Source organism: Micromonospora sp. WMMD754 (assembly GCF_049315235.1).
In the GTDB taxonomy this organism is placed as follows: Bacteria; Actinomycetota; Actinomycetes; order Mycobacteriales; family Micromonosporaceae; genus Micromonospora; species Micromonospora sediminicola.
Genome location: NZ_CP186058.1, coordinates 4,823,099 through 4,845,016 on the forward strand (window position 1 = coordinate 4,823,099; position 21,918 = coordinate 4,845,016).

A 21,918-nucleotide genomic window follows, 5' to 3' on the forward strand; every position below is an offset into this window, starting at 1 on the left:
CCGGCGTCTACTCCGACTCCAGGCTGGGCAGCAGGAGGCCGGCCGCGTCGGCCGCGGCCTGCCGGTCCGCGCGGGCCCGCTCCTCGCGGCTGAGCAGGTTGGCGTACTCGGTGACGTCGGCCGGGTCCGGCACCTCCGGCAGCCGGCGCAGGAACGCCTCCACGTCGGCGGCGGCGGCGGTGTGCGCGGTGGCCGCCTGGCGCAGCAGCTCCCGCTCGTCGGCGGCCGGATACAGATCAGTCATGCCGGCGGTGATACCCGCGTTCAGGCGGTTCGCACCCCGCCCGCCCCGGTCGGCTGCACCCCGAAGTCCGGATGGGCCAGCAGCCAGGTCAGATAGTCCGGATGGTGGGCCAGCGCGTCGGTGTACGCCGCCACCGCGCTCTCCAGCACCGGCTCGGCCACCGCCGCGGCGGGCGCGTCCGGGTGCCACCCGAGCAGCAGCCGCCAGCGCAGCGGCGTACCGGCCAGCCGGCGGGTGACCAGGCCGGCTACCGGCCGGAAGGTGGCCTGGCACAGCGCCACCGCCTCGCCCGCGTCCACCAGGTCCAGGGCGGCCCGCACGTCCGCCTCGTAGACCTTGCGCGGGGTGAAACCGGCGCGGGAGCAGGCGGCGGCGAAGCAGTCGCCGAAGCAGCCGTCGCCCGGCGCCGCCACCCACTGCTCCCGGCGCAGGTCGACCAGGTCGATCTCGCACCGGTCGGCCAGCGGGTGGGTCTGCGGCAGCAGCACGAAGACCGGGTCGACGGCCACCTCCCGCCAGCTCAACCCGAACGTCGCCGACGGCGCCGCATCACCGCACACGCCGGTCAACGCGAAGTCGAGCCGCCCGCCGGCGACCATCTGGGCGAGTTCGTCCACCGACCAGGAGGCGTAGGTGGTGATCTGCACGTCGCGACGCTCGGCGGCGAGCCGGTGCACCAGGCGGCCCAGGATCGGGCTGTTCACCCCGCCGAACCGGTAACGGCGCAGCGGATCACCCGCGCCGGCCAGCCGCGCCGCCTCGTCCTGCAGGCCCTTCATCGCCGGCAGCAGCACCCGGGCCCGGTCCAGCACCAGCTCGCCCAGCGCGGTGGGTCGGGCGCCGCGCCGGTCCCGCTCGAACAGCGGCCCGCCGAGCGCCCGCTCGATCCGCTGGAGCTGGGCGGTCAGCGCCGGCTGGGCCAGGCCGAGCGTGGAGGCGGCTTTGGTGACGCTTCCCGTCTCCGCGATCGCGCAGACCACACGCAGGTGTCGCAGCTCCAGATTCATAGGGTGACGGTAGGACCACGAACCGGTGTGCGGAAGGGGCGATCGGCTCAGGCGTCGCGGCGGTGCTCCAGGTCGGCCAGCCGGGTACGCCGACCGCTCACCGCGTCGCGCACCTTGTCCAGCACGCCCACCGCCGGCTCGACGATCTTGTTCCAGGGCGGGGTGGCCGGCGTACCCGGGTGCGGCCGGGTCGGCGCGGCCTCCTCGGCGATCTCCCACCGGTTGCCCAGCCGGATCAGCTCGGCGTCGCTGGCCACCTCGCGCAGCGGCGTGACCAGGGCGGCGACCCGGCTGACGTGCCGGCGTACCCGCTCGGCCACCTCGGCGACCGTCGGGTCGTCCGGACCGGACAGTGCCTTCAACGCGGTGAGCAGGGCGGCGTCGGCCTCGATCTCCCGCGCGACCAGCTCCGCGCTTTCCGGCACCGCGGCGCGGGCCGCCGGGAACAGGTACTGCTCCTCGGCGGACAGGTGCCGGGACACCGCGGCGGTGAGCACGTCGAGCACGGCGCGGCGGCCGGCCGGGTCCAGCGTCGGATCGGTGACCTGGTCGGCCAGCCCGAGCAGCGCGCGGTGCTCGGCGTCCACGAGGTCGGCCAGGCTCCGCCCACCCGGCCGGTACGCGTCGTCGGCGGCCGGCGGCAACGGCGGCAGGGGGACGGTCATGGTGCCCTCCTCGGGACGGGGAATCGATGTTCGGCGTTACCCGGTCGCGCGTGGCGCGAAACCGGCGCGCACCGCGCCGGCCGTCGGGTCCCGCCCGGCTGGTATAAGGAAGCGATGACGACCTCCGCCCGACCCGAGCCCACCGACGAGGTCGTGGACCTCTGCCGCGACCTGCTGCGCATCGACACCACCAACACCGGGGACAACGACACCAGCGCGGGGGAGCGGCGCGCCGCGGAGTACGTCGCGGAGAAGCTCGCCGAGGTCGGTGTGGACGCCGAGATCCACGAGTCCGCGCCCGGGCGGGCCAACCTGGTCGCCCGGATCGCCGGCACCGAGCCCGGGCGGGACGCGCTGCTGGTGCACGGCCACCTCGACGTGGTGCCCGCCGACCCCGACGAGTGGTCGGTGCACCCGTTCTCCGGCGAGATCCGCGACGGCTACCTGTGGGGCCGGGGCGCGATCGACATGAAGGACTTCGACGCCATGGTGCTGGCCGTGGTGCGCGACTGGCAGCGCACCGGCGTACGGCCCCGGCGCGACGTGGTGCTCGCCTTCACCGCCGACGAGGAGGCCGGCAGCGACTACGGCGCGCACTTCCTGACCCAGCGGCACCGCGGGCTCTTCGACGGCTGCACCGAGGCGATCGGCGAGGTCGGCGGTTTCTCCTACTCCGTGGACGAGCAGCGCCGGCTCTACCTGATCGAGACCGCCGAGAAGGGCATCGACTGGCTGCGCCTGCACGCCAGGGGGCGGCCCGGCCACGGCTCGATGGTGCACGACGACAACGCGGTGACCGCGCTCGCCGAGGCGGTCGCCCGGATCGGCCGACACCGCTTCCCGGTGGTGATGACCGACACCGTGCGGGCGTTCCTGGCCGAGGTCTCCGACGTCCTCGGCATCGAGATCGACCCGGACGACCCGGAGACGGCGATCGCGAAGCTCGGCCCGATCGCCAACATCATCGGCGCCACGATCCGCAACACCGCCAACCCGACCCGGCTCGCCGCCGGCTACAAGGACAACGTCATCCCCGGCCGGGCCACCGCCACCATCGACTGCCGCAGCCTGCCCGGGCAGAGCGAGGAGCTGGAGCGGCAGCTGCGCGAGCTGGTCGGGCCGGACATCGCCATCGAGTACGTCCAGCGCCAGCCGGCCCTGGAGACCACGTTCGACGGCGACCTGGTGGCGCAGATGTCGGCCGCGTTGCGCGCCGAGGACCCGGGCGCCCACCCGGTGCCGTACATGCTCTCCGGCGGCACCGACGCCAAGGCGTTCTCCCAGCTCGGCATCCGCTGCTTCGGCTTCGCGCCGCTGCGGCTGCCCGCCGATCTCAATTTCTCCGGCCTGTTCCACGGCATCGACGAGCGGGTTCCGCTGGACGGACTACAGTTCGGCGTGCGGGTTCTCGACCGCTTCCTCCGCAACTGCTGACCGCGCCCACCGCGGCGCCGCCGGCGCGGAACCTCCCCCCATCGCGAAGGGACTGCCTCACATGACCGACCAGCACGGTGAGCTGGACGCCGCCCTCGAGCGCGTGATCGACGCCGCCCGCGCCCACCTGGCCGCCGTCCGGGCCGCCCAGGGCCGGATCGACGACGACGCCGTCTGGCAGGCGTACGTGGCGTTGAACAACGCCTCGTTCGCCTACGACGAGCAGCTGCTCGACGCGTTCGGCGAGGTGACGCCCTGGGACGTGGAGTCGATCGACCCGGACGAGGCGGACGAGCGCTTCGGCGCCGTCGAGGGTGGCGAGCCCACCGACCCGCACCCGCGGGTGATCTCGGTGCGGCAGCGCCGCGACTACCGGGTGCCCAGCGTCGCCGCGCTGCTGCGGGCGGCCGAGGCGGCCCGCCGGGAGGGCACCCCGGAGGAGGACGAGCCGGCGCCGGTCGAGGGCGTCGGCGAGGCGGTGCTGGAGCTGCTGCAGAGCGGCGACGGCTCGCTGTCCGCGCTCGACGTGCCGGAGCTGGAGCCGCTCGACGGCGTGGTCATGGTCAGCGAGGTCGGCACCCCGGTCGACCTGGAGTCGTTCGACGACGACGACCCGGTCGGCCCGTTCCAGCCGGCCGCCGACGACCGGCTGGTCGGCCGGCTCGACGAGCACCCGTTCCTGGAACTCGACGAGGAGCACGACCACGCCCACTAGGCCGTGGCCGTCCCGGGGCCGCACCGCGCGGCGCGGCCCCGGGACGACGCCGGCGTCAGTACGACAGGCCCGGCTGCGGCTGGTTCACCCGGCGGCGCCGCAACAGCACCTGCCGCGTGCCGTCCCGGTAGAGCTGCACCCGGGCCAACTCCCAGCCGGAGAACTCCGCCTGGATCGCCAGCTGCGCCGCGGCGGTCAGCCGATCGACGTTCGACGGCAACCGCAGCGGCGCGTATTCGTAGTCCATGCCCCCTATGCTGCCCAGCTCGCGGGCCCTCCGCCACCCCCTGACGGTGACCCGGGCCGCACCGGTGCGGGCACCCGCCGCACGCCGCATCGGCGGGTCGCCGGTCAGCCGTCGCGCTCGGGGTAGCCCACCGGCACGGCCGAGACGTCGTCCAGCGCGGTGACGATCTCGTCCGGCAGCGTCACCCGCTCCACCTGCAGCGCGCCGAGCAGCTGCCCGACCGTGCGGGCGCCGAGGATCGGCGCGGTCACCCCCGGCCGGTCCCGGACCCAGGCCAGCGCCACCTCCAGCGGCGACACGCCGAGGCCGCCGGCCGCGATCGCCACCGCCTCCACGATGCTGGAGCAGCGCGGCTCCAGGTAGGTGGCCACGAAGCGCTCGAAGTGCGGCGACACCGCGCGGGAGTCCGCCGGGCGGCCGTTGCGGTACTTGCCGGTGAGCACCCCCCGACCCAGCGGCGACCAGGGCAGCACGCCCAGCCCCATCCCGGCGCAGGCCGGCAGCACCTCACGCTCGACGCCGCGCTCCAGCAGCGAGTACTCCACCTGCGCGGCGACCACCGGGGCGCGCCCCGGCCAGGCGGCCTGCCAGGCGGCGGCGCGGGCGGTCTGCCAGCCGGAGAAGTTCGACACGCCGACGTACCGGGCCTTCCCGCTGGACACGGCGTGGTCCAACGCGGTGAGCGTCTCCTCCAGCGGCGTGTCCGGGTCGTACCCGTGGACCTGCCACAGGTCGACGTGGTCGGTGCCGAGACGGCGCAGCGAGGCGTCCAGCGTCCGCAGCAGGTGCCCGCGCGACCCGTCGCGGCGGCGGCCGCTGCCCGGGCGCAGCCCGGCCTTGGTGGCGATGAGCAGCTCGTCGCGGTCCACCAGGCTGCCCAGCAGGGAGCCGATCACCGACTCGGCGTCGCCGTCGGCGTACACGTCGGCGGTGTCGACGAGGTTGCCGCCCGCGTCGAGGTAGCTCTTCAGCTGGGCGGCCGCGTCGTCGGCGTCGGTGTCCCGTCCCCAGGTCATGGTGCCGAGCGCGAGCCGCGAAACCGCCAGCCCGCTTCGGCCGAGCGGTCGCTGTTGCATGCGTGAACCTTATTTCGAACCCGGCGTCACGGATATCCTCGCCGCAGTCAACTTCCCGCGCGACCGCAGACCGGTGTGACGTGTTCGGGGCGAGCCGGTGGTCGGGGGTGCCACCCTCATTGCGTAACCTGATGCGACCTGTGGTGCGGACGGTGGGAGGACCAGTGCGACTCGGGCTCAGCCTCGGATACCAGACGGCGTGGAGCACGCCGGCCGACCACCTGGCGCTCGCCCAGGAGGCGGACCGTCTCGGCTACTCGGTGGTGTGGGCCGCCGAGGCCTACGGCTCCGACTCGCCGAGCATGCTGGCCTGGATGGCGGGGCAGACCGAACGGATCGACGTCGGGTCCGCGGTCATGCAGATCCCGGCCCGTACGCCGGCGATGACCGCGATGACCGCCGCGACCATCGACGCCCTCTCCGGCGGCCGGTTCCGCCTCGGCCTGGGCGTCTCCGGCCCGCAGGTCTCCGAGGGCTGGCACGGCGTCCGGTTCGCCAAGCCGCTGGCCCGCACCCGGGAGTACGTCGACATCGTCAAGCTCGCGGTGGCCCGCAAGGAGGTCGCGTACGACGGCGAGCACTACACGCTGCCGCTGCCCGACGGGCCGGGCAAGGCGCTGCGGCTGGGCTTCCACCCGCCGCGCGAGCACATCCCGATCTACCTGGCCGCCGTCGGCCCGAAGAACCTGGAACTGGCCGGCGAGATCGCCGACGGCTGGCTGGCCGTCTTCTACGCCCCCGAGTTCGCCGAGGAGCAGCTCGCCTCCGTCCGGGCCGGTCGGGCCAGGGCCGGCAAGGAGCTGGCCGGCTTCGACGTGGTCCCGTCCGTGCCGGTGGTGGTCGGTGACGACATCGCCACCTGCGCCGAGCTGGTCCGCTGGTACGCCGCGCTCTACGTGGGCGGCATGGGCAGCCGGCAGCAGAACTTCTACAACCAGCTCGCCACCCGGATGGGCTACGGCGACGCGGCCCGTGAGGTGCAGGACCTCTACCTGGCCAAGCGGCAGCGCGACGCCGCCGCCGCGGTGCCGATGGAGTTCATCGACCGCACCTCGCTGCTCGGCCCGAAGGAGCGCATCGCCGAGCGGATGCGGGAGTACGCCGCCGCCGGCGTCACCACCCTGTCGGTGACGCTGTTCGTGGCCGACCGGGACAGCGGCGTGCAGACGCTGCGCACCGTCGCCGAGGCCCTCGACCTGTCCGGGGTCGGCGAGTGACCTGGGTCGAGGCCATCGTCCTGGGCATCGTCCAGGGGCTCACCGAGTTCCTGCCGGTGTCGTCGTCGGGGCACCTGCGGATCACCTCGGCGATCTTCTTCGGCCGGGACGCGGGCGCGTCGTTCACCGCGGTGACCCAGCTCGGCACCGAGGCCGCCGTGCTCATCTACTTCTTCAAGGACATCTGGCGGATCGTCCGCACCTGGTGCCTCGGCCTGGTCGACCGCTCGGTGCGCTCCAGCCTCGACTACCGGATGGGCTGGTACGTCATCATCGGCACCATCCCGATCGGCATCTTCGGGCTGCTCTTCAAGGACCAGATCCGCACCGCCGGTCGTGACCTGCGGTTGGTGTCGACCACGCTGATCCTCGGCGCGATCGCGCTGGCCTTCGCGGAGTACTGGGGCCGGCAGACCCGTACGCTGGAGAACTTCCGGATGCGCGACGGCGTGGTGATGGGCTTCGCCCAGGCCGCGGCGCTCATCCCGGGTGTGTCCCGCTCCGGCGGCACCCTCACCGCCGGCCTGCTGCTCAACCTCACCCGGGAGACCGCGGCCCGGTACTCGTTCCTGCTGGCCATTCCCGCCGTGGTGATCTCCGGCCTGTTCAGCCTGCCGGACGTGTTCGAACCCTCCGCGCCGGGCACCGCCGCGCCGAGCGTGGCGCAGATGGTGGTCGCGACGGTCATCGCGTTCGCCATCGGATACGCGGCCATCGCCTGGCTGCTGCGCTACGTCGCCCACCACACGCTGTACGTCTTCGTGCTCTACCGGGTGGCGCTCGGCAGTCTGCTCATCTGCCTGCTGGCCACCGGCACCATCAGCGCCACCTGAGGGCGCCCGGACACGACGAAGGCCGGCACCCCGCTCGGGGTGCCGGCCTTCGTGGTCGGTCTCACGCGTTCCAGTGCTGGGCGACGATGTCGGCGGCCTGCTGCTCCCACTGGGCGTAGTGGTCGGGGTAGGCCGAGACCTGGACGGTCTGCGCGGCGACGGTCAGCGGCATGTCCTGCCAGCCGTCGACCTGCTTGAGGGCCTTGAGGAAGGCGGTGGTCGAGTACTCGGGGTCGGTGATCTGCTCGACCGTGCCCCAGCCACTGGAGGGGCGCTGCTGGAACAGGCCCTGGGAGTCGTGGTCGTTGCGGTCGCCGAGGTGCCCGAGGTTCTCCAGCTTCGACTCCTGCAGGCTGGTCGCGATCGAGATGACCGCGGCGCGCTCGTCCATGCCGGCCTTCTTCGTGGCGGCGATGATCGCCTTGGCGTTGGCGGTCTGCTCGTCGGTGAGGTCGATGTGGGACTGGGCGCCCTGCACGCCGTGCGGGATCAGCGTCGCGGTGTCGAGGCGGCTCTGCACGGCCACGGCGCTCTCGCGCGGCGCGGGGGTGCCGTCGGAGTGGTTGAGCGGGCCGGCGGCGAGGCCACCGGCGACGGTCAGACCGGCGATACCGAGGATGCTCTTGCGCAGCATGGTGTTCATGGGGGGCTCCGTTCGGGGGTCGACGCGCCCGGGGGTGGGCACGCGAGCAGCCGTCAGGCGCTCAGAGAAGTCTTCGGGGGAAGGATCCGACCGACTCACCGGGCCGAGGGCCTCGTGGTGGCGGCGGAACCCTGTGCAACGACCGGCGACCCGCCGTCATTCCGCGGGGTGGTGGGCGTTTCCGCTGCTCAGCCGTACACCCCGTACAACGCCTCGGCCCGCGGACCCATTCCGCCCGGCCGGTGTCCCCGACCACCCCGAACCGGACACGCCGCCCAGTCCCGACGGGATCCCGGTTCCCGTGATGTGGGACGAATGTCCCATCTTTGGCGTGCTGTGCGGTCTGCGAAGTGTGGGGGCGCCCGTCGCCGTGGCGGGGGACGGGGGCCGGGGTGGCACCGCCTAGGGTGGTCAGCGTGGCGACCCTTCTGCTTCTGCGACACGGCCGGACCACCGCGAACGCCGACGGCGGCCTGGCCGGCCGGCAACCGGTCGAGCTGGACGACACCGGGCGGGCCCAGGCCACGGCGGTCGGCGGACGGCTCGCCGGACTGCCGCTCGCGGCGGTGGTGAGCAGTCCGCTGATCCGGTGCCGACAGACCCTCGACCTGGCGCTGCCCGGCGTCGAGCCGACGGTCGAGGACGGGTTGATCGAGTGCGGCTACGGCGCCTGGGAGGGGCAGTCGCTGAAGAAGCTGGCGAAGGAGCCGCTCTGGCCGGTGGTCCAGCAGCACCCGAGCGCCGCGGCCTTCCCCGAGGGCGAGTCGATGGCGGCGATGTCCGCGCGCGCGGTCGCCGCGGTGCGGGCGTGGGACGCGCGGGTCACCGCCGAGCACGGGCCCGAGGCGGTCTGGCTGGCGTGCAGCCACGGCGACGTGATCAAGGCGATCGTGGCGGACGCGCTCGGCGTACACCTGGATCTCTTTCAGCGGATCGTGGCCGACCCGGCGTCGGTGACGGCGATCCGGTACACGCCGCTGCGGCCGTTCCTGGTCCGGCTCAACGACACCGGCGGCGACCTGTCGTCGCTGGTCCCGCCGCGCCGGCGGCGTCGGCGGACGGCCCGGCCCGCCACCTCGGACGCGGCGGTCGGCGGCGGCGCCGGGGCGGCCGGGTGAGCCGGAGGCGGCGGGAGCGGGCGCGACCGGGGCGTTGCGCTCTGGGCGGATTCGGCGTCGGTGGGCTGCGCGGTGCTTCCGCGCGCCGGATAGGGTCGTGGGTATGACGCACCAGGTGCACGCCTTCGAGCCGCCGGAGCGGTTCGTCGCCGGAACGGTCGGCCCGCCGGGGGAGCGTACGTTCTTCCTCCAGGCGCGGGGCGGCGGCCGGCTGGTCAGCGTCGCGCTGGAGAAGGTCCAGGTGTCGCTGCTCGCCGAGAAGCTCGAGGAACTGCTCTCCGAGGCGCAACGCCGGTTCGGCGTGCAGCTGCCGGAGGCGGCCCCGCCGGTGGGCGGCGACAACGAGCCGCTGGACACCCCGGTCGACGAGGAGTTCCGGGTCGGCACGCTGGGGTTGGCCTTCGACGTGGACACCGCCACCGTGGTGATCGAGGCGATCGCCGTCGGTGAGGCCGAGGTCGAGGTCGAGTTGGGCGACGCGGACGACGACGTCGAGGACGAGCCGGAGGAGCCGGACGACGACCTCGACCGGCTCCGGGTGCGGCTGACGCCCGAGGCGACCCGCGAGTTCATCGAACGGGCCAAGCGTGTGGTCAACGCCGGCCGGCCCCCCTGCCCGCTCTGCGGGCAACCGCTCGACCCGGCCGGTCACCTCTGCCCCCGGCACAACGGCTATCACCGGTGACCTCGTCGGAACTGCAGCCCCGCCAGGACGGCGCCGAGGCGCTGCGGTTGCTCGCCGACGGTGAGCTGACCCTGGAGGGGCGGCTGGTCGACGCCTCCAACGCCACGCTGCGCGGTGTCCTCGCCCTCGGCGGGCTCACCGCCCACTGCGTCTACAAGCCGGTACGCGGTGAGCGCCCGCTCTGGGACTTCCCGGACGGCACGCTCGCCGGCCGGGAGGTCGCCGCCTACCTGGTCTCGCACGCCACCGGATGGGACCTGGTGCCGCCGACCGTGCTGCGCGACGGCCCCTTCGGGCCCGGCTCGTGCCAGCTCTGGATCGACGAGCCGTCCGACGCCGAGCCGCTGGTCGGGTTCGTCCCGGCCGAGTCGGTGCCGCCGCGCTGGTTCCCGATTGCCGCGGCCCGCGACGACGACGGGACGCCGTACGCGCTGGCGCACGCCGACGATCCCCGGCTGGCCCGGCTGGCCGTCCTCGACGCGGTGATCAACAACGCCGACCGCAAGGGCGGCCACGTGCTCGTCGGGCCGGACGACCGGGTCTACGGCGTCGACCACGGCGTGACCTTCCACGTGGAGGAGAAGCTGCGCACGGTGCTCTGGGGCTGGGCCGGCCGCCAATTGCCGCCGGACGCGGTCGAGATGCTCGACGGCCTCACCGGTCAGCTCGGCGGCGCGTTGGGCGAGGAGTTGTCCGAGCACCTCACCATCGGCGAGGTGACGGCGCTGGCCGCCCGGGTGCGGCGGTTGCGCGACACCGGCCGCTTCCCGCAGCCGCCGGAGGAGTGGCCGGCGATGCCCTGGCCGCCGATGTGAGCCGCTGTCGCGTTGATCACCCGTGGGCCGGCTCCTGAGCGTCCGCGCGGTCGTTAGGCTGGCGTTATGGAGTCTTGGGTAGGGCACGAGGTGCCACGGCTGCCAGGTGAGGCCGCACCGCTGAGGTTGTACGACTCGGCGCGACAGGGGCCCCACGTCAGCCGGCCCGACAGCGCCGCCTCGATGTACGTCTGCGGCATCACCCCGTACGACGCCACCCACCTCGGGCACGCCGCCACCATGATCACGTTCGACCTGGTGCAGCGGATGTGGCGCGACGCCGGCCTGACCGTGAGCTACGTGCAGAACGTCACCGACATCGACGATCCGCTGCTGGAGCGGGCCGAGCGCGACGGTGAGGACTGGAAGGTCCTGGCCATGCGGGAGACCGCGTTGTTCCGCGAGGACATGGAGGCGTTGCGGATCATCCCGCCGGCGCACTACGTGGGCGCGGTCGAGTCCATCCCGGACATCGCCGAGAAGGTGCTCGTGCTGCTCAAGGACGGCGCGGCGTACCGGCTCGACGACGGCACCGGCGACGTCTACTTCGACATCTCCGCCGCCCCGGAGTTCGGCTACGAGTCGAACCTGTCTCGGGAGCAGATGCTGGAGATCTTCCCGGAGCGCGGTGGCGACCCCGACCGCGCCGGCAAGCGGGACCCGCTCGACCCGCTGCTGTGGCGCGGCGCCCGCGAGGGCGAGCCGTCCTGGCCCGGCGGCGACCTGGGCGCCGGCCGCCCCGGCTGGCACATCGAGTGCGCGGTCATCGCACTCAACCTGCTCGGCGACCGGATCGACGTGCAGGGCGGCGGCAACGACCTGCTCTTCCCGCACCACGAGTGCTCCGCGGCGCACGCCGAGCGGCTGACCGGCGAGGCGCCGTTCGCCGACCACTACGTGCACGCCGGCATGATCGGCCTGGACGGCGAGAAGATGTCGAAGTCCAAGGGCAACCTGGTCTTCGTGTCGCGACTGCGGGCCGACCGGGTCGACCCGATGGCGGTGCGCCTGGCGCTGATCAGCGGCCACTACCGCAGCGACCGCTCCTGGACCGACGAGCTGCTCGTCGAGGCGCAGGAGCGGCTGGCTCGGTGGCGACGGGCCGCCGCCGCGCCGGCCGGACCGTCGGGCGCGGCGCTGCTGGCCGGGGTGCGCGAGCGCCTCGCCGACGACCTGGACACGCCGGGCGCCCTGGCGGTGGCCGACGCCTGGGCCGCCCAGACCCTCGCCGGGGTGGCCGACGACAAGGACGCCCCGAAGCTGTTCGCCGACACCGTCGACGCCCTGCTCGGCATCCGGCTGTAAGGAAGGGCCCCTTCTTAACGCCTGCGGTAGAGGAGGGGCCCCCGCTTAACACCTGCCGCTCGCGCGCCGGTCCGGCTGTCGTCGGGGTGCCGCGGTTGCGGATCAGCCCAGCACGAGGCCGGGGTCCGGGTCCTGCTCGGGCGCCGGGGCGGGAATCCTGTACTCCTCGGTGAGCGTGGTCATCGGGCCGGGCCAGGTGGCCTGGGCGACCTCGATCGGCTTGTGCCGCTCGTCGAAGGCGACGTGAAGCAGGTGCAGCACCGGCGTGTCCGGGCGGATCTGCAGGATCTCCGCCTCCTCCCGGCTCGGCTGCCGGGCGCTGATCGTGTCCGTCGCGGTGACGTACCGGCGGCCGGTGGCCTCCTCGGCCTCCTGGTAGAGCGGCCGGCCGAACGCCTCGGCGCGTTCCAGCGAGGTGCCGGCGGTGTCGGCGGGCAGGAACCAGGACGCGCCGACCTCGACCGGGGAGTCGTCCGTGCGGACCAGGTGCCGCCGGCAGAGCAGGTCGGTGCCGTCGGCGACGCCGAACGCGTCGGCCACCTCCGCCGGGGCGGGGGAGCGGCCGACCGAGACCAGTTGCTGGCGGTACCGCGCGGCCAGGTCGGTGTGGTAGCCGCGGAAGCCGCCGTACCGGCCCCGGGCCAGGCGGTTGAGGCGGCGCCGGGTGCCCCGGACGTACGTACCCGAGCCGGGTTTGGTGATCAGGACGCCCTCGACCCGCAGCTGGTCGACGGCGCGCTGCACGGTCTGCTTGGCCACGCCGAACATCTCGGCGATGGCCGGGATGGACGGCAGCCGCTCGCCCGGCGCCCAGTCGCCGCGGCGCACCTGCGCCTTGAGCTGCGCGGCGATCTGCCGGTGCGGGAACTCGGCCGCGCCCGGGTTGATCTGCATGCCCGCCTCCTCAGAACAGCTAGGTTCCTAGGATGCCCTAGAGGGTGTGACCGCGCCACCCCGGACACGTCGAAGCCGGGCCCCGGCAGGAGGGCCCGGCTTCGACGGAAAGAGCTACCAGGAGCCCGCGGTCGGGCCGGCGGAACCGCCGCGGCGGCGCAGGTACTTCTCGAACTCCTGGGCGATCTCGTCCCCGGTCAACGGGGTGATGCCGGCGTCGCCGACCCGTTCCTCCAGCTCCCGCACGTACTCACCGAGCTCGGCGTCCTGCTCGGCGGCGCTGCGCACCCGCTGCTCCCACTCGGCGGCCTCCTCGGCCAGGTCGGCCATCGGCACCGGCAGGTCGAGCACCTCCTCGACCCGGTGCAGAAGCGCGAGCGTCGCCTTCGGGCAGGGCGGGTTGTTGGCGTAGTGCGGCACGTGCACCCAGAACGACACGGCGTCGACCTCGGCCCGGGTGCAGGCGTCGTGCAGCACGCCGACGATGCCGGTCGGGCCGTCGTACCGGGTCGGGGTGAGCTGGTATCGCTTGGCCGCGTCGGCGTCCGACGCGCTGCCGCTGATCGGCAGCGGCCGGGTGTACGGCACGTCGGCCAGCAACGCGCCGAGCAGCACCACCCGCTCGACCTCCAGGCTGTGGCAGATCTCCAGCACCTGCTCGCAGAAGGTGCGCCAACGCATGCTCGGCTCGATGCCCCGGATCAGCACCACGTCGCGCTCGGTGCCGTCCGGGCTGGCCACCATGAAGCGGGTGGTCGGCCACTCGACCCGGCGCGTCTCCCCGTCGGCCATGGTGATGGTCGGCCGGCTGACCTGGAAGTCGTAGAAGTCCTCCGGGTCCAGCTCGGTGACCTGCCGGGCCTGCCAGACCTGCTCCAGATGCTCCACGGCGGCGGTCGAGGCGTCCGCGGCGTCGTTCCAGCCCTCGAAGGCCGCGATGGCGACCGGGGAGCGCAGAACCGGCAGCCCGTCGAACTCGGTCACGCCGTCACCTCACCCTGCTCGTCGGGAGCGGCGCCGCGTGATCGACCCGTCGCGTCCCTGATGTCCTTCACGTCCGTCAGCCTACGTGCCGCCGCGGGAGCCGGCCCGTCGGCCGCGCCGGTCGCCCGGCCGGACCACCCGGGCGAACCGGACGAAGGGTACGCGGTGATCCGCCTGACACTATGTGGGATGCCCCCGTTGGTGTGACCGGGCCGTCCCCGCGCGCACTAACCTGGCCCTGTGCCTACTTCGTTGCGTGACCTGCTGGCGGACCGGATCCTGATCGCCGACGGCGCGATGGGGACGATGCTCCAGGCAGCCGACCTCACCCTGGACGACTTCGACGGCCTCGAGGGCTGCAACGAGATCCTCAACGTCACCCGGCCGGACGTGGTCCGCGGCGTGCACGAGGCCTACCTGGCCGCCGGCGCGGACTGCGTGGAGACCAACACGTTCGGGGCCAACCTGCCCAACCTCGCCGAGTACGGCATCGCCGAGCGGATCCGGGAGCTCTCCGAGGCGGGGGCGCGGATCGCCCGGGAGGCCGCCGACGCCTTCGCCACGCCGGAGCAGCCGCGTTTCGTGCTCGGCTCGATGGGGCCGGGCACCAAGCTGCCCACCCTGGGGCACGCGAGCTACGCCTCGCTGCGCGACGCGTACCAGGAGAACGCCGCCGGCCTGATCGCCGGCGGGGCGGACGCGCTGATCATCGAGACCTGCCAGGACCTGCTCCAGGTCAAGGCCGCGGTGGTCGGGTCGAAGCGGGCCCGGGACGCGGCGGGCCGGGACGTGCCGATCATCTGCCAGGTGGCGGTCGAGACCACCGGCACCATGCTGCTGGGCAGCGAGATCGGGGCGGCGCTGACCGCGATCGAGCCGCTCGGGGTCGACCTGATCGGGCTCAACTGCTCCACCGGCCCGGCCGAGATGGGCGAGCACCTGCGCTACCTGGCGCAGCACTCGCGTATCCCGGTGTCGGTGATGCCGAACGCCGGCCTGCCGGTGCTGACGGCCGACGGCGCCTACTTCCCGCTCGACCCGGAGGAGATGGCCGACGCGCTGGAGCGGTTCGTCGACGACTACGGCGTCGGGCTGATCGGCGGCTGCTGCGGCACCACGCCGGAGCACATCCGGATGCTGGTGGAGCGCCTGGGTGGGCGCCGGCCGGCGGCCCGGGAGCCCCAGCCGGAGGCCGGCGTCTCCTCGATCTACCACCACGTGCCGTTCGCCCAGGACGCCAGCATCCTGATGGTGGGGGAGCGGACCAACGCCAACGGTTCGAAGGCGTTCCGCGAGGCGATGCTCGCCGGCGACTGGCAGGCCTGCGTGGAGATCGCCCGCAGCCAGGCCCGGGACGGCTCGCACCTGCTCGACCTCTGCGTCGACTACGTCGGGCGCGACGGCACGCAGGACATGCGGGAGCTGGCCGGTCGGTTCGCCACCGCGTCCACCCTGCCGATCATGCTGGACTCCACCGAGCCGGCGGTCATCGAGGCCGGGCTGGAGATGCTCGGCGGCCGGTGCGTGGTCAACTCGGTCAACTTCGAGGACGGCGACGGCCCCGACTCCCGCTACGCGCGGGTCATGCCGGTGGTCCGGGAGCACGGCGCCGCCGTCGTGGCGCTGCTCATCGACGAGGAGGGCCAGGCCCGTACGCGGGAGTGGAAGGTGCGGGTGGCCGCCCGCCTGATCGACGACCTGACCGGTCGGTGGGGGCTGCGCCGGGAGGACATCCTCATCGACGCGCTGACCTTCCCGATCGCCACCGGGCAGGAGGAGACCCGGCGCGACGGCATCGAGACGATCGAGGCGATCCGGGAGATCGCCGCCCGCTACCCGGGTGTCAACTTCACCGCCGGCATCTCCAACGTGTCGTTCGGTCTGAACCCGGCGGCCCGGCAGGTGCTCAACTCGGTGTTCCTGCACGAGTGCGCTCAGGCGGGCCTCAGCTCCGCGATCGTGCACGCCAGCAAGATCCTGCCGATGTCGAAGATCCCGGACGAGCAGCGGGAGGTGGCGCTGGACCTGGTCTACGACCGCCGCCGTGAGGGCTACGACCCGGTGCAGCGGTTCATCGAGGTCTTCGAGGGCGTGGACGCCTCGTCGGCGCGGGCCACCCGGGCCGAGGAGTTGGCCGCGCTGCCGCTGGACGAGCGACTCAAGCGGCGGATCGTCGACGGCGAGCGCAACGGCCTGGAGGCCGACCTGGACACCGCGATGGCCGAGGGGCGAACGCCGCTGTCCATCATCAACGACCTGCTGCTGGACGGCATGAAGGTGGTCGGCGAGCTGTTCGGCTCCGGGCAGATGCAGCTGCCGTTCGTGCTCCAGTCCGCCGAGGTGATGAAGACCGCGGTGGCGTATCTGGAGCCGCACATGGAGAAGACCGACGACGACGGCAAGGGTCGGATCGTGCTCGCCACCGTGAAGGGCGACGTGCACGACATCGGCAAGAACCTGGTCGACATCATCCTGTCCAACAACGGCTACGACGTGGTCAACATCGGCATCAAGCAGCCGATCGCCGCGATCCTCGACGCGGCCGAGGAGCACCGCGCCGACGCCATCGGCATGTCCGGGCTGCTGGTCAAGAGCACGGTCATCATGAAGGAGAACCTGGCCGAGATGGCCGAGCGGGGCGTCGCCGAGCGCTGGCCGGTGCTGCTCGGCGGGGCGGCGCTGACCCGGGCGTACGTCGAGGACGACCTGCGTTCGGTCTACCCGGGCCAGGTGCACTACGCGCGGGACGCGTTCGAGGGGCTGTCCCTGATGGACCGGGTGATGGCGGCCAAGCGGGGCGGCGCGCCGATGGTCGACCCGGAGCGGGAGGCCGCGCTGGCGGCCCGCCGGGAACGGCGCGAGCGGCAGCGGGCCATGGTCCGCGAGGCGCTGCCCGAGCTGGACGACGCCTCCGTGCGGTCCGACGTGGCCGTGGGGGTGGGCGTGCCCACCCCGCCGTTCTTCGGCACCCGGGTGGTCAAGGGTGTGCCGCTGGCCGACTACGCGGCGCTGCTCGACGAGCGGGCCACGTTCCTGGGCCAGTGGGGGCTGCGCGGCGCCCGGGGCGGCAAGGGCCCGTCGTACGAGGAGCTGGTGGAGACCGAGGGGCGGCCCCGGCTGCGCTACTGGCTGGACCGGCTCATCTCCGACCAGGTGCTGGAGGCGGCCGTGGTGTACGGCTACTTCCCGGCGTACTCCGAGGGCAACGACCTGGTGGTGCTGGACGAGAACGGGCACAGCGAGCGGGCCCGGTTCTCGTTCCCCCGGCAGCGGCAGGAACGCCGGCTGTGCCTGGCCGACTTCTTCCGGCCGCGGGGCGAGCAGCTCGACGTGGTGGCGTTGCAGCTGGTCACGGTCGGGCAGCCGATCAGCGAGTACACGGCGAAGATGTTCGCCGCCAACGAGTACCGCGACTACCTGGAGGTGCACGGCCTGTCAGTCCAGCTCACCGAGGCGCTCGCCGAGTACTGGCACCGGCGGATCCGGGCCGAGCTGGTGCTGCCCGGCGGCGGCACGGTCGCCGACGACGACCCGGCCGACCTGGCGGGTCTGCTGCGCACCGACTACCGGGGCTGCCGGTACGCGTTCGGCTATCCGGCCTGTCCGGACCTGGAGGACCGGGCGAAGATCGTGGAGCTGTTGGGCGCGGAGCGGATCGGGGTGCAGCTGTCGGAGGAGTTCCAGCTGGTGCCGGAGCAGGCCACCGACGCGATCGTCGTCCACCACCCGGAGGCGAGCTACTTTAACGCCAAGTGACGCCGTCACCCGGCTTGAGCTGCGCAAACACTTTCTCGATGGGCGTTCAGGCCGTGGCCAGGCCGTCGGGGCCGTGGGGCCCCGCCCGAAGCAGTGTCGATCGCCCAGCGGGTACGGTCCTCGCTGGTGGGCAGCAGGTGGGTGTAGACCCGCAGCGTGAAGCCGGGGTCGGCGTGGCCGAGGTGCAGGGACAGCGCCTCGGGTCTCAGGACGTGCGTGACAGATCAGGCTCAGGACGTGGGTGACACGTCGGGATGGATGATCGTCGGCCTCCGCGCTGACAGCTCCGTCAACGCATCGCTGGCCTCCAACCGAACAGGCGCCTCTGGATGGTTGAGGTACGGCGTGATGATCGGCCGGGCGGCCGGGTCGTGTGTCAGGCCAAGGATGAGCAGCACATACCCGGTGAGTTCTGCCGACAGGTTGGGCAACAGCGGCGCCAGCGGCTGGAACACCGCCAGCGGTATCACGTACGTGGTGGCCGCGTGGGCGCAGGCGTTCAACGCTGACTCGCGCACACGCTCATCCGTCTCGGCGACGGTCAGCGCGACCAGCCGTGCCGTGGCGACCTCCGTGTCGTCCTGGTCGCCGGCGCAGCGTCGAAGGCAGTCGCCGACTTCATCGGCGCCGTGCTCACGGACCCGCGGATCGAGGTCGGTGAGGAGCGCCAGCGCCCTTCTCAGCGCCTCGCGCCCTGTGTCCCGGTCCTCATACTCGTACGGCACCATCTCATGATCCTGGGTGGAGCCGGCCCCAGGCATCGACTATCCGGGTCTGTTCGGCACATGGCTTGACGGAATGTCACGCAGGGTCGAAGTTCCAGTGAGGTGGCAGGGCACCATCGCAGAGAGCGCAGGCGAAGTCGTCGTCTCGCACGATGTTGCGTTGCCCGCAGGCTGTGCAACGTCTGAAGGTCAGTGCGGCGGTGAAGCCGCCTGGATGTGGGATGCCGAGACGATCGAGTGCTGCGGCGACTGCCGGCCAGCAGTCAGGGTCTGGGCAGTAGCCGGTCGACTGGTTACTGACCGCCTGGACGACGTATCCGGTGTTGCTCGCGGCGAAGGTGATCTCTCCGGCGGCCAGGACGTCCTGCCCGGCAGCACAGGCAACGTGCTCGCTTTGGCGGGGCGCGACCCGGAGCGTGCCATGACGGTCGACGACGAAGGTGGCAGGCTCGTCGAGCCCAGTCGCCCGCCGATCATCGAGCCACATATCGAGCGCGCTTGGTGTGTCGGCGACGACGATCCCCACCGGACCGACCTGTTGGGCCAAGATCTCTGGTGGTCCGACGTACCGATACCGCTTGAGCCGCCTCACGGCGCGAAGCTACCCACGCTGGCTCTTGGCCGTCTATCGAGATTGGTCCGCGGGTCTCAGGACGTGCGTGTCACGTCCGGCTAGACGATCTTGTCTGCCTCGGGCAGTTCATGTCGACAGAGTTTCGAACGGTACGTTTCAGCGAACGCGGTAGCACCACCCTCCCTGCGGCGGTGGAGCCCTTCTGTGCTGAGCTCGATACGTGAACTGGATCGACACGCGAGAGGTGCAGATGACGGACGAGCATGCCGGTCAGCAGGAGGGGCCGTCCGCGGAAGAACTCGCGAGCCGCACCAGGTGGTTTGAGCAGTACGTCGAGGCGTTGAACCAGCGATCTGTAGTGGCTGAAGCGGGGGGCGAACCGTACGCGTGTCCCTGCTGTCGGCACCCGACGCTTGAGGGGCGAGGTCAGTTCGAGATTTGCTTCGCCTGCGGCTGGGAGGACGACGGGCAGGATGACGAAGACGCTGACACGGTGCGAGGCGGCCCCAACGGTTCGCTCAGTCTGACGGATGCCCGGCGTACCTACGCCGAACGGCCGGTCAGCCTGGCGGATGCGCGGCGTGCCTATGCCGAGCGACAAGCCCGTTGGGAAGAGCGCAGACGCCGCCGATCGGCGCCCAAGACGACGTGACGTGATTGGATCGCGGGCGGTTCGCTACGCTGGTAGCGGGACAGTCGCCCGAAGTTCCGCTTCGACGTCTGGCCGGCTGAACTACACCGTCGCGGATCGGACGATCAGTCGTCCACGTCGTACTCGGACTCCTCGACGAGACCTGCCACGAAGGTTTCGAAGTCGGGGGCGAGGACCGCGATCTGGTAGTTCCGCTCCTGGTCGACGTGTACGACGGCCGGCTCTCCTGGCGAGCGGTAGTCGAGGGCGATCATGTCGTGACCCGCCGATGGGCAGTCGGCCATGTAGATGCCGATGGCGGGGTAGCCCCATTCGGCTACCCAGAACGCACTGCCGAGCTCGCCGCAGAGGCTGAAGTCAGCAGTTCGACCGATCGCCGCGAGCGTGTACACGCCGACGTGGTCCCGAGCCCATGAGGTCCGGCTGGGTGCAGGATGGGCGTCACGGGCGAAGGCGCCGCCGTTGTGTCGACGAGCGAGGTCCACGTACGCGGCCGGCAACTGGTATCCAAGCTGCGCTTCCACCGCCCGTAGAGTCTCGTCGGTGAGCGGATCCTCAAAGGGACCGGATCCGTCGAAGACAGTTGCGGGATCGAGCACGGGTCGACGGTAGTCGGTTGGAGCCAGTCCCGCGGGCCCCGGTATGCCTTTGATGTTCGCGCAGCTCAAACGGGGGTTGGGTGCCCTTTGCCCGGCCGGCCTGGCACCCGGCGACAGGTCAACGCCAAGTGACGCCGTCACCGCGCCTGATCTGCGGGAACGTTGCCTCGATGCTCTGGTGCCGGGACCGCACAGGGTCGCCCGGTTGGATGCCTCACAGGTTGTTGACGTAGAAGGTGGTGAGCCTTTCGACGGCGGCGTCGACGTATGCGGGCTCGTCGTACATCTCGTAGTGGCCGGCGCCGTCGATCACCATGAGGTCGACCGGGTTGGGGGCCAGTTTCCACAGCTGCATGCCGGTGTCGTAGGAGCCGGTGTTGCCGAGGCGTCCGGCGAGGATGACCTGCAGTGGCTGGGTCATGAGCTGATCGGCCAGGTGGAAGGCGTCATAGCCCAGCAGGAGGGAGTCGCTGCGCAGGAGGCGCCGGTTCGTGGAGTGTTCGTTACCGCCGCGCGCGGTGCGGTAGTAGGTGACGGCCTGAGTGGTGTCGATGTCGGTCAGGCCCGCTGCCGTGGCGTCCGCAAGGGTGTCGGGCAGCCAGTTCACGCGGGTCGTCTCGCCGGAGCGGGCCTCTTCGGTCCGTGCGTCCGCGAGGGCGTCGAGTGCTGCGGCCGGACCGTCGGGGGAGGAGCTGCGGAACGCGGCGCCGATGTCGACGGGGACGACCGTGCCGACCGCCTTGATGCGGTGATCAGTGCGGGCGGTGTGCACGGCGTAGCCCCCACCGGCGCAGATGCCGAGGACGCCGATGCGCCGCGGGTCGATGCCGGGGGTCGCGGTGAGCGTGTCGATGGCGTAGGAGATGTCCTCACCTCGGCGGTAGGGGTCTTCGAGGTCGCGGGGCTCGCCCTCGCTCTGGCCCTGATGGGCGGGGTCGAGGACGAGCGCGGCGATGCCCCGGGCGGCGAGACGGGAGGCGTAGTTGGCGCCGATCTGCTCCTTCACGCTGCTGCCCGGGGTGGAGAGCACCACGGCGCGCAGCGGTGCGCTGCCGTCGGCGCTGTCGGGCAGGTGGAGATCCGCGGCGAGGCTGATGGGACCGCGCCGGATCGTGAGGTGCTGAATCATGCTCGGCTTCCTTCGTGAGACTGTTGTTCCATAGAAGTCCAGTACAATGTCAATCTTGTACGATCTGAAACTAATACGAAACTGTACCACAGGGGGATGGAGGGACCGCATGCCGGTCGACGGGGCGCAGCTGTGGACGCTGAACCAGCGGCTGCTGGCAGTCGTGATGGACGCCTGCACGGAGGAGCTGGCCGAGCTCGGGCTGGAGACGAAGGAGTTCTTCGTCCTGGCCGAGGTGGAGGCATCGCCGTACCCGGCCGAGATCGCCACGGCACTGCTGCTGCCCAAGGCGAGCGTGACGGTCTACGTGCGCAATCTCGTCGCCAAGGGCTTCATCCGCCGCGAGATCGACGAGGCGGACCTGCGGCGTCACCGGCTCGTACTGACCGGCGAGGGCACGAAAGCACGCGATCGAGCACTTGCAGCCCTCGCAGCGGAGTACGACCGCAGGTTGGCGAGGGTCACCCCCCAGGACCGCACGGAGTTGCAGCGCATCCTCAAGGAGATGCTCTCGCCCGCATGAGTCCATGGTCACGAGCGGTTCGTCTGCCCGGTGAGCCCCTGCTCGCCGGTGCGGTGACCGCGTAGATTCGTCGGCCCG

General features: G+C 72.1%; 23 protein-coding genes. 11 read left to right on the plus strand and 12 right to left on the minus strand.

From position 1 onward, the window contains the following. Positions 1-7: 7 nt before the first annotated feature. From ACN27B_RS23295 to ACN27B_RS23305, 3 genes are read right to left on the minus strand one after another with little or no spacing between them, the layout of a single operon-like run. Positions 8-244 (minus strand): hypothetical protein, encoded by a 237-nt coding sequence (locus ACN27B_RS23295; protein ID WP_091575286.1) that lies wholly within the window; start codon positions 242-244, stop codon positions 8-10. A 20-nt stretch (positions 245-264) separates the two neighbouring features. After that, positions 265-1,251, minus strand: a complete 987-nt coding sequence (locus tag ACN27B_RS23300) for a LysR family transcriptional regulator (protein WP_099161251.1) — start codon at positions 1,249-1,251, stop codon at positions 265-267. A gap of 47 nt (positions 1,252-1,298) precedes the next feature. Further along, positions 1,299-1,916, minus strand: coding sequence for a hemerythrin domain-containing protein (locus ACN27B_RS23305; protein WP_099161250.1), 618 nt, complete (start codon positions 1,914-1,916; stop codon positions 1,299-1,301). Between the two features lie 114 nt (positions 1,917-2,030). Between ACN27B_RS23305 and ACN27B_RS23310 the strand changes: the two genes are divergently transcribed. Both ACN27B_RS23310 and ACN27B_RS23315 read left to right on the plus strand, forming a co-directional pair. Continuing rightward, positions 2,031-3,350 (plus strand): M20/M25/M40 family metallo-hydrolase, encoded by a 1,320-nt coding sequence (locus ACN27B_RS23310; RefSeq protein WP_099161249.1) that lies wholly within the window; start codon positions 2,031-2,033, stop codon positions 3,348-3,350. A gap of 61 nt (positions 3,351-3,411) precedes the next feature. Then, a complete protein-coding gene (locus tag ACN27B_RS23315) occupies positions 3,412-4,065 on the plus strand; it encodes a hypothetical protein (RefSeq protein ID WP_091575275.1) in 654 nt (217 codons plus the stop codon). A 55-nt stretch (positions 4,066-4,120) separates the two neighbouring features. Here ACN27B_RS23315 and ACN27B_RS23320 read toward each other — a convergent pair whose 3' ends face one another. Together ACN27B_RS23320 and ACN27B_RS23325 are read right to left on the minus strand one after the other, a co-directional pair. Beyond that, positions 4,121-4,312, minus strand: coding sequence for a DUF5703 family protein (locus tag ACN27B_RS23320; protein ID WP_091575272.1), 192 nt, complete (start codon positions 4,310-4,312; stop codon positions 4,121-4,123). Positions 4,313-4,416: 104 nt separating this feature from the next. After that, positions 4,417-5,388: an aldo/keto reductase gene (locus ACN27B_RS23325; RefSeq protein ID WP_091575269.1), complete on the minus strand. Its 972-nt coding sequence runs from the start codon at positions 5,386-5,388 to the stop codon at positions 4,417-4,419. Positions 5,389-5,552: 164 nt separating this feature from the next. Here ACN27B_RS23325 and ACN27B_RS23330 point away from each other — a divergent pair, with 164 nt between their 5' ends. Next, positions 5,553-6,605 (plus strand): LLM class F420-dependent oxidoreductase, encoded by a 1,053-nt coding sequence (locus tag ACN27B_RS23330; protein ID WP_099161248.1) that lies wholly within the window; start codon positions 5,553-5,555, stop codon positions 6,603-6,605. Beyond that, positions 6,602-7,438: an undecaprenyl-diphosphate phosphatase gene (locus ACN27B_RS23335; RefSeq protein WP_099161247.1), complete on the plus strand. Its 837-nt coding sequence runs from the start codon at positions 6,602-6,604 to the stop codon at positions 7,436-7,438. The genes ACN27B_RS23330 and ACN27B_RS23335 overlap by 4 nt, the downstream gene beginning before the upstream one ends. 61 nt (positions 7,439-7,499) lie before the next feature. On the opposite strand, the gene ACN27B_RS23340 is transcribed toward ACN27B_RS23335, so the two are convergent. Next, the gene (locus tag ACN27B_RS23340) at positions 7,500-8,081 is read right to left on the minus strand and encodes a hypothetical protein (protein ID WP_422741524.1); all 582 of its coding nucleotides are present in this window, start codon (positions 8,079-8,081) and stop codon (positions 7,500-7,502) included. A 407-nt stretch (positions 8,082-8,488) separates the two neighbouring features. On the opposite strand from ACN27B_RS23340, the gene ACN27B_RS23345 reads away from it, so the two are divergent. From ACN27B_RS23345 to mshC, 4 genes are all read left to right on the plus strand, one after another. After that, positions 8,489-9,199, plus strand: a complete 711-nt coding sequence (locus ACN27B_RS23345; RefSeq protein ID WP_099161245.1) for a histidine phosphatase family protein — start codon at positions 8,489-8,491, stop codon at positions 9,197-9,199. Between the two features lie 103 nt (positions 9,200-9,302). Further along, positions 9,303-9,884 (plus strand): DUF3090 domain-containing protein, encoded by a 582-nt coding sequence (locus ACN27B_RS23350; RefSeq protein ID WP_091575261.1) that lies wholly within the window; start codon positions 9,303-9,305, stop codon positions 9,882-9,884. Next, entirely contained in the window at positions 9,881-10,699 is an 819-nt protein-coding gene (locus ACN27B_RS23355; RefSeq protein WP_422741525.1) for an SCO1664 family protein, read from the plus strand. Before ACN27B_RS23350 ends, ACN27B_RS23355 begins: the two co-directional genes overlap by 4 nt. Before the next feature lie 66 nt (positions 10,700-10,765). Further along, complete coding sequence (gene mshC / locus ACN27B_RS23360; protein WP_422741526.1) at positions 10,766-12,004, plus strand: cysteine--1-D-myo-inosityl 2-amino-2-deoxy-alpha-D-glucopyranoside ligase; 1,239 nt, start codon at positions 10,766-10,768, stop codon at positions 12,002-12,004. Between the two features lie 102 nt (positions 12,005-12,106). Here the strand turns inward: mshC and ACN27B_RS23365 are convergent, their stop codons facing one another. Both ACN27B_RS23365 and ACN27B_RS23370 read right to left on the minus strand, forming a co-directional pair. Then, complete coding sequence (locus ACN27B_RS23365; RefSeq protein ID WP_098745051.1) at positions 12,107-12,898, minus strand: GntR family transcriptional regulator; 792 nt, start codon at positions 12,896-12,898, stop codon at positions 12,107-12,109. A gap of 114 nt (positions 12,899-13,012) precedes the next feature. After that, positions 13,013-13,882, minus strand: a complete 870-nt coding sequence (locus tag ACN27B_RS23370) for a PAC2 family protein (RefSeq protein WP_091575251.1) — start codon at positions 13,880-13,882, stop codon at positions 13,013-13,015. A 252-nt stretch (positions 13,883-14,134) separates the two neighbouring features. On the opposite strand from ACN27B_RS23370, the gene metH reads away from it, so the two are divergent. Then, positions 14,135-17,638 (plus strand): methionine synthase, encoded by a 3,504-nt coding sequence (gene metH / locus ACN27B_RS23375; protein WP_422746050.1) that lies wholly within the window; start codon positions 14,135-14,137, stop codon positions 17,636-17,638. A 230-nt stretch (positions 17,639-17,868) separates the two neighbouring features. Here the strand turns inward: metH and ACN27B_RS23380 are convergent, their stop codons facing one another. Together ACN27B_RS23380 and ACN27B_RS23385 are read right to left on the minus strand one after the other, a co-directional pair. After that, a complete protein-coding gene (locus tag ACN27B_RS23380; RefSeq protein ID WP_422741527.1) occupies positions 17,869-18,366 on the minus strand; it encodes a HEAT repeat domain-containing protein in 498 nt (165 codons plus the stop codon). 73 nt (positions 18,367-18,439) lie between these two features. Then, positions 18,440-18,889: a hypothetical protein gene (locus ACN27B_RS23385; protein ID WP_422741528.1), complete on the minus strand. Its 450-nt coding sequence runs from the start codon at positions 18,887-18,889 to the stop codon at positions 18,440-18,442. A 268-nt stretch (positions 18,890-19,157) separates the two neighbouring features. On the opposite strand from ACN27B_RS23385, the gene ACN27B_RS23390 reads away from it, so the two are divergent. Then, positions 19,158-19,589, plus strand: coding sequence for a CPCC family cysteine-rich protein (locus ACN27B_RS23390; RefSeq protein WP_422741529.1), 432 nt, complete (start codon positions 19,158-19,160; stop codon positions 19,587-19,589). A 104-nt stretch (positions 19,590-19,693) separates the two neighbouring features. On the opposite strand, the gene ACN27B_RS23395 is transcribed toward ACN27B_RS23390, so the two are convergent. Then, positions 19,694-20,188 (minus strand): SMI1/KNR4 family protein, encoded by a 495-nt coding sequence (locus tag ACN27B_RS23395; RefSeq protein WP_099161239.1) that lies wholly within the window; start codon positions 20,186-20,188, stop codon positions 19,694-19,696. A 214-nt stretch (positions 20,189-20,402) separates the two neighbouring features. Then, a complete protein-coding gene (locus ACN27B_RS23400) occupies positions 20,403-21,317 on the minus strand; it encodes an alpha/beta hydrolase (RefSeq protein ID WP_099161238.1) in 915 nt (304 codons plus the stop codon). Between the two features lie 109 nt (positions 21,318-21,426). Here ACN27B_RS23400 and ACN27B_RS23405 point away from each other — a divergent pair, with 109 nt between their 5' ends. After that, entirely contained in the window at positions 21,427-21,840 is a 414-nt protein-coding gene (locus ACN27B_RS23405; RefSeq protein WP_099161237.1) for a MarR family winged helix-turn-helix transcriptional regulator, read from the plus strand. The last annotated feature ends 78 nt before the right edge of the window (positions 21,841-21,918 follow it).